We start from the raw sequence: 9,534 nt of genomic DNA, 5'->3' as shown, positions 1-9,534 counted from the left end.
TTCTAAAACTGATGCAATGATGAAGTATTTTAGGGTAAATCAGGTCGGACTAGATAGGAAAAAATTTTAAAAGAAGCTCCTCAGGGAGTTCATTCATAGAAGCTACGTCTCTAGCCTCTTGATAGATAAATGCTCGATCACCCGTAGGCTCGATTAGCAAATATATCACTTTCCTTTAAAAAGTTTGATATGGCTCTAAACTTTTAAGTTTAAAAGATTGATCCTTAGCAGTTATAGTAGTCTTTAATGCAAGCGACTATCCCTGCAAAGCAAGAACCATTTCAAAACTTTAAAAAGTTTTAGTGTAGGGGCTGAAAGCCTCTATATGGCTTTTAAGCTCTGCAAAAACCTTTTCGGGTAGATCCGCGCCATTAATGCTGATTACCCCATAACGCTGAGAATAAAACTCCTCTAAAGGCATGGTTTGCTCATTATAAACCTTTAAGCGCTCTTTAACAACTTCCAATCTATCATCTTCTCTTTGATAGAGAGCCTCTTGCCCGCATTTATCGCAGATGCCTGCACGTAGAGGAGCTGAAAAGAAGCTATTGTAAATGGCTCCACATTGCTTACAGATTAGGCGACCTACTGCACGTTTTGTAATCACTTCTTGGTCTACAGCAAGCTTGAAAACGATAACATGTACATCTTTTAATAGAGTTGTACTTACCTTTTCAGCTTGTGCTAAAGTACGGGGTACACCGTCTAACAAATAACCTCTGTTACAATCGGGCAATCCTACTCTATCATTGACCATTTCTAATACCAGATCATCCGGAACAAGGTGGCCGGCATTTATATATTCTTTAGCTTTCAGACCTAACAAGGTATTTTTCTTAATATGCTCTCTGAACAAGTCTCCCGTAGAAATTTGAGGGAGAGACAAAGTTTGACTAAGTAATTTAGTTTGAGTACCTTTTCCAGAGCCGGGTGGTCCCAGCAAAATGACAATCAATTTCTTTTCCATAATCGTTTCCATTTTCATTTAGAAGAAAAAAAGAATAACCGATGAGAGTTTTTAAAGTCTTCATCGGTTATTCTTTTTTTTGCTTTATCCAATTATTTTGGATGCAAAAGAAGGTTCACTAGAAGTTTTACCGGTTGCAGCTAAAGGCTCATCTGCCGGAGGTGGAGGAGGAGGTGTTAAGCCACTTTTTTTATGCAGCTCATCTGCAATTTTAAGTTTCTTGCGTTTTTCTTCCATCGACCATTTGCCATTAATGATATTATTAATATCTTCAGCGTCTAGGGTCTCAAACTCCATGAGCATTTGAGTCATCAACTCAACTTCATGGCGCTTGTCGCGAATAATCTGTCTGGCAGTTTCAAGGGCAGCATCTAAAATTTTTCTTACCTCTTCATCAATGGCTTGTGCCGTACTCTCGGAATATTTTTTTTCATGATAACCTTGCATGCCTAAATATTGGCCACTTTCAGACCTTTCATCATAGGCTACAGCCCCCAGCTTATCGCTCATTCCCCATTCGCATACCATGCTGCGGGCAATATGTGTAGCTTGATCAATATCTTGTTTAGCTCCACTAGAAATATCACTTACAAAAATTTCTTCGGCCACACGACCACCCATTAATACTGAGAGCTGATCGATCAGCTCTCTCTTCCAATAACTCAGCCGATTTTTCTTAGGAAGGAACATGGTAGAACCTAAAGAAAGGCCACGGGGTATAATGGTCACCTTATCCACAGGATCAGCATTTTTAACCACCAGGCCAATAATAGCATGGCCTGATTCATGATAAGCTGTGGTAAGCTTTTCATTTTCGTCGATTTCTAAGCTTCGTCTTTCTTTACCATATAAAACCTTATCTCGAGCTTCTACTACTTCACTTGAAGTTACTGCTGAACGGCCTTTGCGGGCAGCAGCAAGCGCAGCTTCATTCAATAAGTTAGCTAAATCAGCACCTGAAGAGCCTGGTGTACTGCGCGCCACGCTCATTAAATCCACGGAAGGATCCATTTTAATTTTGCGCGCATGGACTTTAAGAATATCATAACGCCCTTTAACATCAGGTAAGCTAATAATCACGCGGCGATCAAAACGACCAGGACGTAGTAAAGCTTTATCTAATACATCTGGACGATTGGTAGCAGCCATTAAAATCACGCCTTCATTCGTATCAAAACCATCCATTTCGACTAAAAGCTGGTTCAAAGTTTGCTCACGTTCATCATGGCCTCCTCCAATGCCGGCGCCACGATGGCGTCCTACAGCGTCGATCTCATCGATAAACACAATACAAGGCGCGTTCTTTTTCGCTTGATCAAATAGATCGCGAATACGGCTAGCTCCGACGCCTACAAACATTTCTACAAAGTCTGAGCCTGAGATGGAAAAAAAGGGGCGATCGGCTTCACCGGCCACCGCTTTAGCTACCAAGGTTTTACCTGTACCTGGAGGGCCAATGCACAGTACGCCTTTCGGAATTTTTCCACCTAAAGCAGTAAATTTTCCTGGACTTTTTAGAAATTCTACAATCTCTTGGAGCTCTTCAATGGCTTCATCTACTCCTGCCACATCCTTGAAAGTAATTTTATTAGTACTTTTATTCATTAACTTAGCAGGAGACTTACCAAAGTTTAAGGCACTATTGCCCATCCCTCTCATCTGACGCGAAAACACAAAATAGAGGACTAGCATGACTAACAGGACAGGTAGAAGAGTGAAAAAGTAGCTAAGATAATTAGGAGAAGGCTCTTCACTCTTAAAGGTTTTTTCCAGTACTACATTAAGCGGCTGATCGGGAGCTTTAAAATAACCCCCTCGATTGCTTTGGAAATTATCCCATTCTTCTTTAGCATTGATAAACCATTGATGGTAAACTTCAGGATCTTGTTTTTCTAAAGTTCTTGTAGAAACCTCTTGGTTATTAAAAAACCAGATGACATTAGTAACCGCTTGACGAGCTTTGTCTAGCTGAATCTGATTATCTTCTAAAGCTGATGTTACCCTAGATAGTTCGTCTAAAACTTGTCTATAATTTCTTACACTCCTTAGCTGGGCTAAGCGCATTCCATTTTGAGGGGTGTTTAATTCATTAAGGATTCCCTCTAAATCTTTTACAGCTTCGGTGTAAAGAGTAAGTCGCTCTTCGGGTTTGAGGATAGAACTTTTAGCATTTGAAACCTGGCTATCTAGTTTCTTTAAAACTTGTTTAATGGATTCACTGCCAATTCCTAGCAAAGAAGACCGGAAATTTTGAATTAAACCCGATAAAGCATTCCCATACTGATTTAAAGCTTGCTCATCTGAAGAGCCTGAAAGGTTAGCTAATTGTTTTTTTAATTCAAGGAAGCTAGTCACTCCACTCGTTTTATTAACTTCATGAATTACAATAGCAGCATTGGGTTGAGCTGGGCTATAAAACTGATCGACTACCACATATCCATGGGCTGGTATAGGCAATCCACTCAACTGTAAAAACAACCCTGTGGCCTCTATAATTTTCTCCCGTTGTCCATTTAAATCTTTGAGAATGCGTTCTTTTTCGCTTGTCAATTCATGATTGGTATTGAGAAGGTCAATGAACTTGAAACGATTTTTACCTTCTTCAGTTTGACGTTCACGAAACCTACCGCTAAATGTCACTAAATTATCATTTAGAGCGATTTTACGGCTATCCTCTGGTTGAATAAGCTGAAGGTTGACCAAATGCTCAAGCTGATAACTAAAAGAGACTTTAGCATGCTTTGTTTCAATAAAATTTTGAACCATCAAAGCGAACAGAAAGGCTGCCATTAGAAACCAAATGAAATTATTGGAAAAACCTTTTCTGTCCTGTTTTTTATCTTCATCCATGATTAACCTTATGCACCTTAGCAAGTAATGTGTTTAGAAATTGCTAGCTTAAAAAAATTAAACCAGAAATTATTTTAAAAGTAATTTTTTTGGGTTAAAAACCATTGTATCAGATAGGCTATTCGCCATCAAGTAAGTTCTCAAAGAGCCAAATCTATAGCAAATAAAAGATTTAGGGCTTTTTTTTGCCACCCGTTTCTACTTCATTCTACTCTATAAAATTATATATAATAAATCCCATTAAATAACTTAAAGCCGTATTTTCTCGGCAGAAAATTTTGGACTATTCTTTAAGAAGGTCATCCTTGATTATGTTTATCTTAAAGCTCTCTTTAAATGTCTACCTACTTTTTATTAAAAATAGAGGTTTAAAAGAATCTTACTAAGTTTGGTTTAATCAGAAGGCTGGTAACAAAGGGTGACCGTCCAGCATTTAAAGGACTTTAGATGGACATCAACCAATCGGCGTGTAGCCAAAAATTCATAGATAATTTTATCATCAGCCCACAAAGTAGGAAAAGCATAGCGCATGAATGCGGGTATTTTAGCATTGGTCCACCATTTATCCAAGGAAGAATTGCCTCTTTTAAAACTGTATTTCCCCGAGGGAATTTGAATAGATAAACGACCCCTCCAAGCTTCCTGCCATCCTGTAATAGGTATAGGAGAATCTAAAGATTCAGTCACTTCAATGGTCCAGTCCCCTGCCGAATATTTTCCCACCCTGTCAAAAGAAAGTTCTTCTCTAAAATCTAATAAAGGCTTGCTCATTACAAATAAACGTTCTCGATCAATATAAACCCAAGTATCTTTAGCTAAAAACTGGCAATTGGCCGCCTTGCTATGGATCTTTTTGCAAGCCTGCTCTATTAAATGATGCGAAAGTTTTAGTCCTTCGCTTTCACAAACTTTCCTAATCAAATATCTCATTTCAAAATCTGTACACATCCCATGCAGTTGAAAATTTAAACTTGAACCAAAAGGCCCCTTAATTATATCTTTGAGGTAACCTTGCAAGTGATTATCTAAATATTTTTTTAATTCTTGGGCTTCATAGCCTAAGCGGCAAAGACTTTCCTCTATTTTCTTCCCAAATGTGCTAGCTAGATGCGGAATAATCGTGTGGCGGAAACGCGCACGCAAAAATCTTTCATCTTCATTGGTTTTATCCTCAAAAAACTTATAATTTTTACAGGCAAGCCATTGCTTGATTTGAGATTTCGAGCAGGTTAAAAAAGGTCGCCATAACTTTAACGTCTGATAATCTGTTACAGGAGTCATACCCCCTAAATAAGGCAGGCTCCCTCCTTCTAAAACTTTTTTCAAGACTGTTTCTGCTTGATCATTTAAATGGTGCCCTAAGATAACAGCTTGATAACCATGCTGATGACATAGCTTCTTAAAAAAAGCTAAACGTTCGTGACGGCAAGCTTCTTCCATATTGCCAAAAAGCTGGGTGATATTTAAATTCTTTAAATAAATAGGCACCTGCATTGAAGCGGCTAAATGCTGTAGCTGACGGGCTTCTTCTTTACTTTCTGCCCGCCAACCATGATCTACATGGGCAGCAGCAAAGTTTAAAGCTTTTAGATTTCTATATTTTATAAGAAGATAGAAAAGAGCAAGAGAGTCCGATCCTCCTGATAATCCCAAAAGTACGGGCTGCTGATGGTTAGCATGAATGTTTAAAAAATTAAATAGCGTTTCTTCTAAATTCATTTATCTAAAAATTATAAAATTGATAAAAAAAGTAGAGAAATAGAAACAGCAAAACAATTAACCAATAAATAAAAAAAGGAGGCTGCGGCTTTTCCAGTAACAAAGTAGAATCTTCTTGAACCTGCGGTTTATTAGATTTAAATTTATCTCTAAGCTCTTCCGAATGATGGTCTTCAAACAAGACTTTTAGTTCTGGGACTTGGCGTGCTGGTAGCCAGTCTTGCCATTCTATTTTCCGCACCCATGTGTCTGGGGTCAAGTGTGGATGAATTTTTAGCTCGGAAATACTAAAAGGTCCTTCTTTTTGATTGTCAATCTTAATAAACCACTCTTTCTTGTCCATAGGCTCTCTTTAGTTTATATTTTTATATAGCAGGCAAAAAAAAGGATTCAATGTCCTGTGATTTAAAAACTCATTTAAAACATTCATTTGCTGATATCTGCATTAAAGAAAGCTTTTACCTATTTAAACTTTAGCTAGTCACCTACTCAACTCTAGATTGATCAACTTGCATCAATCCTTCAATCTTTCTCTAATATTATTAAGCTCGAGTGCCCATCCACACAATCCTGATTGAGACAAATGATTGATTCATTGTATGCTATTTTTTAGCTAATCTTTAGAGTTAAATAATGCCTATAATTTGGCGCTACTTGTTAAAGCAGTATATAAAAGTTTTTTTTCTTTGCCTACTGTCTTTTATTTTTATTCTTCTAATTACCCGGCTAGATGAGATAGCTCACTTTGCTGCCTTAGGATCTGAAGGATGGATTATCTTATGGTTTGTTTTACACCAAATTCCCTATTTACTTCCCGTAGCTATTCCTATCTCCTGTTTAATTTCAGCCATCATTTTAATGCAGCGTTTGTCTCAATCTCATGAAATGACAGCCTTCCGGGCGTGCGGCCTTTCTTTGCGGGAGGTGCTGGCTCCTTTGTTAATAGCAAGCTTCTTTATAGCAGCCCTAAACTTTTATATTGTTTCCGAATTGGCTACTCAATCCCATTTGCAGACGGGTCTTACAAAAATGGAGCTACGCACTATTAACCCCCTCCTCCTTCTTCATAACAAACACTTAATGCGCCTAAGAGGTATATTTTCAGACACTCTAGGTCAATCCCGTACGGGTGAATATGCGGGTGATAGCATTCTTGCTATCCCCGATAAACACAACGCTAGCATCCATTTAATTTTAGCGAAAAACTTACAAGCAAGTTCAGTGACCTTCCAAGGTAGCCAGATGACATTAATCTCTCCTACCCATGGCAATCACCTACCGCGCCATGAAGCCTTACTGGTCGAAAATATTCGTGAAATGAAAACATCTATTAAAGACTTTGCCCAACTTCTTCAAAAAAAAGTTTGGACATTAAATAATGATCATTTGCGTCTTGCTTTATTAAGAGCACGTATACAAGATTTAAAAAAAGAAAAAGCCTTGCGTGAACATAGCGATGATAATAGAGTAGGCTTAGATCTAGCTTCTCGTAACCTTAATCGAAGTTATGCGGAGCTGATCCGGCGTTTTTCCATATCTTTAGCAGCCTTCACCTTTACATTAATGGGCGCCTCCTTTGGGATGAGCATTAGTAGAAATCACCATAATCGAGGGCTTTTTTATGTGATAGGATTAGCAGCTTTATATATTGTAGCTTTTTTCTTCGCCAAAGGGGCAGAGCATCAGCTAGTGCTATCCACCCTATTCTATCTATTCCCTCAATTGATTATTATTCTCGCCGCTTTAAACATGCTATCGCGTTTGTCCAAAGGAATCGAATAATGATTAAAATCTGGCCCCGTTATTTTTTAAAAGAAACCATTAAATCTTTTTTTCTTTTTATCTTAACATTTTATGGTCTGTATGTATTAATCGATTATTCTAGCCATGCCAGCAATTTTCATTATCATCACTTTTATTTTCAAGTTTACGAAATAGCCCTTTACTATGTCTGCGAATTTGCCCCAAGAATGGAAGTTTTCATTCCTTTTGGCTTGCTTTTAGCTACCATCCGTACTCTTACTAATTTAAATATTCATAACGAGCTGGTGGCGCTAATGGCTAGCGGGATCCCCCTTCGAACATTAATCAGACCTTTTATCTTTTTGGGAATGGCGATGGTTTTACTAATCTATATAAACACCCAGTTTTGGATCCCTCTAGCCTTGCAGAAAATTAAGCAGATCGAGCAAACCCATCGTATCCATAAGCATAAAGGCCTTCTTCAGTTAGCAGTAAAAAACTTAAATTTAAAGGATAATAGCCATATTATTTTTCATGATTATAACTCTAACGAAAAAAAACTTGTGGACGCCTATTGGATCCGTGATATTAATGATATCTACCGGATTAAATACCTTTATCCCTACGGTCAGCCTCCTGTAGGGCATTTTATCGATCATTTTAAACGCCAACCTACAGGCGAGCTTGTGATTATAGAAAGTTTCGACCTTCTCTCTTTTCCGGAAATGCGTTTTCACAAACGTGATCTTTTTCAAGGAATAACAAATCCGGAGGATGAATCTCTCTCTGAATTATGGAAGAAACTCCCGCCTTCTTTTAGCATACAAAGCCAGAAAGAATCTCAAAGGGCCTCTGTTTTTTACCATAAAATGATTATACCTTGGTTATGCCTACTAGCAGTTATCGGTATTGCACCCTTCTGCGTGAGGTACTCACGTACTCTTTCTCCTTTTTTTATCTATACTTTAGGCATTTTTGGTTTAGTGGCCATCTATCTTCTCCTTAATGCTGCTCTTGTACTAGGAAAAAGGCAGGTTGTAGAACCCTGGCTAGCTACTCTCTTTCCATTTTTCATCTGCGCAAGCCTAGCTTCTTATAAATACTTAAAACTCTAAATTAAAATCCCTCCCGTTGAGTAGAGAGACATTTTCCAGAGGGCTAGGTAGGTAGGCTTTTTTGAAGCGTATAATAAGGAATATAAAATTTGAATCAATATTGTTACCACTCCGCCAGGCATGTTTATACCTGTACCCCTGGTGCGCAGGTTATAGTTTGCCTGGAGAGTTTGGGAAAGTTCCATACGCTTTTAAGCTGCCCCTCATGCACCTCCCTACTTTATAAAATCATCCCTTGAAGTCGAATCGGTAGCTTTGAGAGGATTGGGTATGCAAGCCTAGCTTTATAAGCATATTACTTAAAATTTCTCCTACGAATTTAGCCTGCTTAGGTGATTCATAGCTATCTAGCAAGCTTAGTACAGCACCAGATAGACGGCTTAAAGCGATAAAATTGGGAATATAAATTTATTGCTTATTTTCATTTTGAACCATTTTCAAAGCTTCCTCAAACTTTTCTTTTTCTACTTTCATGTATCTTTTGGGGTTTTCAGAAGCGGTAAACATATAGTTTATTTGTTCATTTGTGGAAGAAATTACATCAAAGTCTGGATAGTAAATAGGATGGGCTGAGGGACCATTCAAAAAAATTGCGATTTCAATATCGTTAGGGGTAAAAGGATAATTTTTTAAGTAAGGTCTAATCCTTTCATGGGTATTGATAATTTGAAGCATTTCTTGTACACAATCTACAATGATTCTACGCCCTTCTTCTCGGCTTAAGGGACCCGTTTTTTCAAAACTTAAGGCTAGCATAGTCACCACTCCATCAGGCATGCCTATGCCTGTACCAATAGTGCGCATGTCATACTTTGAACGAAGCTTTTTAGAAGCTTTATCTAAAATTTCACTTACGAACTTCGCTTGTTTTGGTTCTTCATAGCTATTCAATAAGCTTAATGCGCAACCCGATAATATGAACATTAAAATGATAAAAATGGGCATATAAATTTTATTCATAAATTACCTAAACCTTTAACTTTTTCGAAGTGATATTTAAATACTTTTTCATACGTAGGGCTTTGGAAAGAATGGTCATGAAAAGCGGCCCCTGGGCAAGAATTTAAGGTCACTGTATCGCGTTTACTCCGTATTAAGCCTCCCACATCAATATAAGGAATAGGATCGCGCCAAGCTTGT

General features: G+C 38.0%; 9 protein-coding genes. 2 read left to right on the top strand and 7 right to left on the bottom strand.

The genetic code is table 11. The features are described from left to right. Window positions 1–289: 289 nt before the first annotated feature. The 4 genes from DB41_RS03295 to DB41_RS03280 form a co-directional block, all read right to left on the bottom strand. A complete protein-coding gene (locus tag DB41_RS03295) occupies window positions 290–967 on the bottom strand; it encodes an adenylate kinase (RefSeq protein ID WP_238578412.1) in 678 nt (225 codons plus the stop codon). Window positions 968–1,051: 84 nt separating this feature from the next. Beyond that, entirely contained in the window at window positions 1,052–3,757 is a 2,706-nt protein-coding gene (gene ftsH / locus DB41_RS03290; protein WP_368730539.1) for an ATP-dependent zinc metalloprotease FtsH, read from the bottom strand. A 453-nt stretch (window positions 3,758–4,210) separates the two neighbouring features. Beyond that, window positions 4,211–5,536 (bottom strand): tRNA lysidine(34) synthetase TilS, encoded by a 1,326-nt coding sequence (gene tilS, locus DB41_RS10590; protein ID WP_052243848.1) that lies wholly within the window; start codon window positions 5,534–5,536, stop codon window positions 4,211–4,213. A 4-nt stretch (window positions 5,537–5,540) separates the two neighbouring features. Continuing rightward, a complete protein-coding gene (locus DB41_RS03280; RefSeq protein WP_039384275.1) occupies window positions 5,541–5,879 on the bottom strand; it encodes a DUF4339 domain-containing protein in 339 nt (112 codons plus the stop codon). A 290-nt stretch (window positions 5,880–6,169) separates the two neighbouring features. Between DB41_RS03280 and DB41_RS03275 the strand changes: the two genes are divergently transcribed. Next, the gene (locus tag DB41_RS03275) at window positions 6,170–7,318 is read left to right on the top strand and encodes an LptF/LptG family permease (protein WP_039384274.1); all 1,149 of its coding nucleotides are present in this window, start codon (window positions 6,170–6,172) and stop codon (window positions 7,316–7,318) included. After that, window positions 7,318–8,394 (top strand): LptF/LptG family permease, encoded by a 1,077-nt coding sequence (locus DB41_RS03270; protein ID WP_039384269.1) that lies wholly within the window; start codon window positions 7,318–7,320, stop codon window positions 8,392–8,394. The genes DB41_RS03275 and DB41_RS03270 overlap by 1 nt, the downstream gene beginning before the upstream one ends. On the opposite strand, the gene DB41_RS03265 is transcribed toward DB41_RS03270, so the two are convergent. The 3 genes from DB41_RS03265 to DB41_RS11885 all read right to left on the bottom strand — a co-directional run. Continuing rightward, window positions 8,391–8,579 carry a hypothetical protein gene (locus tag DB41_RS03265; RefSeq protein WP_039384266.1) on the bottom strand — a complete coding sequence of 63 codons (189 nt, stop codon included), beginning with the start codon at window positions 8,577–8,579 and terminating at the stop codon, window positions 8,391–8,393. The genes DB41_RS03270 and DB41_RS03265 overlap by 4 nt on opposite strands. Before the next feature lie 223 nt (window positions 8,580–8,802). Then, the gene (locus tag DB41_RS03260) at window positions 8,803–9,354 is read right to left on the bottom strand and encodes a hypothetical protein (protein ID WP_039384264.1); all 552 of its coding nucleotides are present in this window, start codon (window positions 9,352–9,354) and stop codon (window positions 8,803–8,805) included. Further along, on the bottom strand, window positions 9,351–9,534 hold a 184-nt coding region (locus DB41_RS11885), incomplete at its 5' end, for a hypothetical protein (RefSeq protein ID WP_039384262.1). The genes DB41_RS03260 and DB41_RS11885, both read right to left, overlap by 4 nt.

Origin of the sequence: Neochlamydia sp. TUME1, assembly GCF_000813645.1 — a bacterium.
GTDB lineage: Bacteria > Chlamydiota > Chlamydiia > Chlamydiales > Parachlamydiaceae > Neochlamydia.
The sequence above is the reverse complement of the archived record's forward strand: the minus strand, read 5'-3'. Positions and strand labels throughout refer to the sequence as shown.

Coding starts and splice junctions, on each gene's coding strand:
- tilS (WP_052243848.1), bottom strand. CDS start 5,536: ATGAATTTAGAAGAAACGCTATTTAATTTTTTAAACATTCATGCTAAC.
- DB41_RS03265 (WP_039384266.1), bottom strand. CDS start 8,579: ATGGAACTTTCCCAAACTCTCCAGGCAAACTATAACCTGCGCACCAGG.
- DB41_RS03275 (WP_039384274.1), top strand. CDS start 6,170: ATGCCTATAATTTGGCGCTACTTGTTAAAGCAGTATATAAAAGTTTTT.
- DB41_RS03270 (WP_039384269.1), top strand. CDS start 7,318: ATGATTAAAATCTGGCCCCGTTATTTTTTAAAAGAAACCATTAAATCT.
- DB41_RS03260 (WP_039384264.1), bottom strand. CDS start 9,354: ATGAATAAAATTTATATGCCCATTTTTATCATTTTAATGTTCATATTA.
- ftsH (WP_368730539.1), bottom strand. CDS start 3,757: ATGGCAGCCTTTCTGTTCGCTTTGATGGTTCAAAATTTTATTGAAACA.
- DB41_RS03295 (WP_238578412.1), bottom strand. CDS start 967: ATGGAAAAGAAATTGATTGTCATTTTGCTGGGACCACCCGGCTCTGGA.
- DB41_RS03280 (WP_039384275.1), bottom strand. CDS start 5,879: ATGGACAAGAAAGAGTGGTTTATTAAGATTGACAATCAAAAAGAAGGA.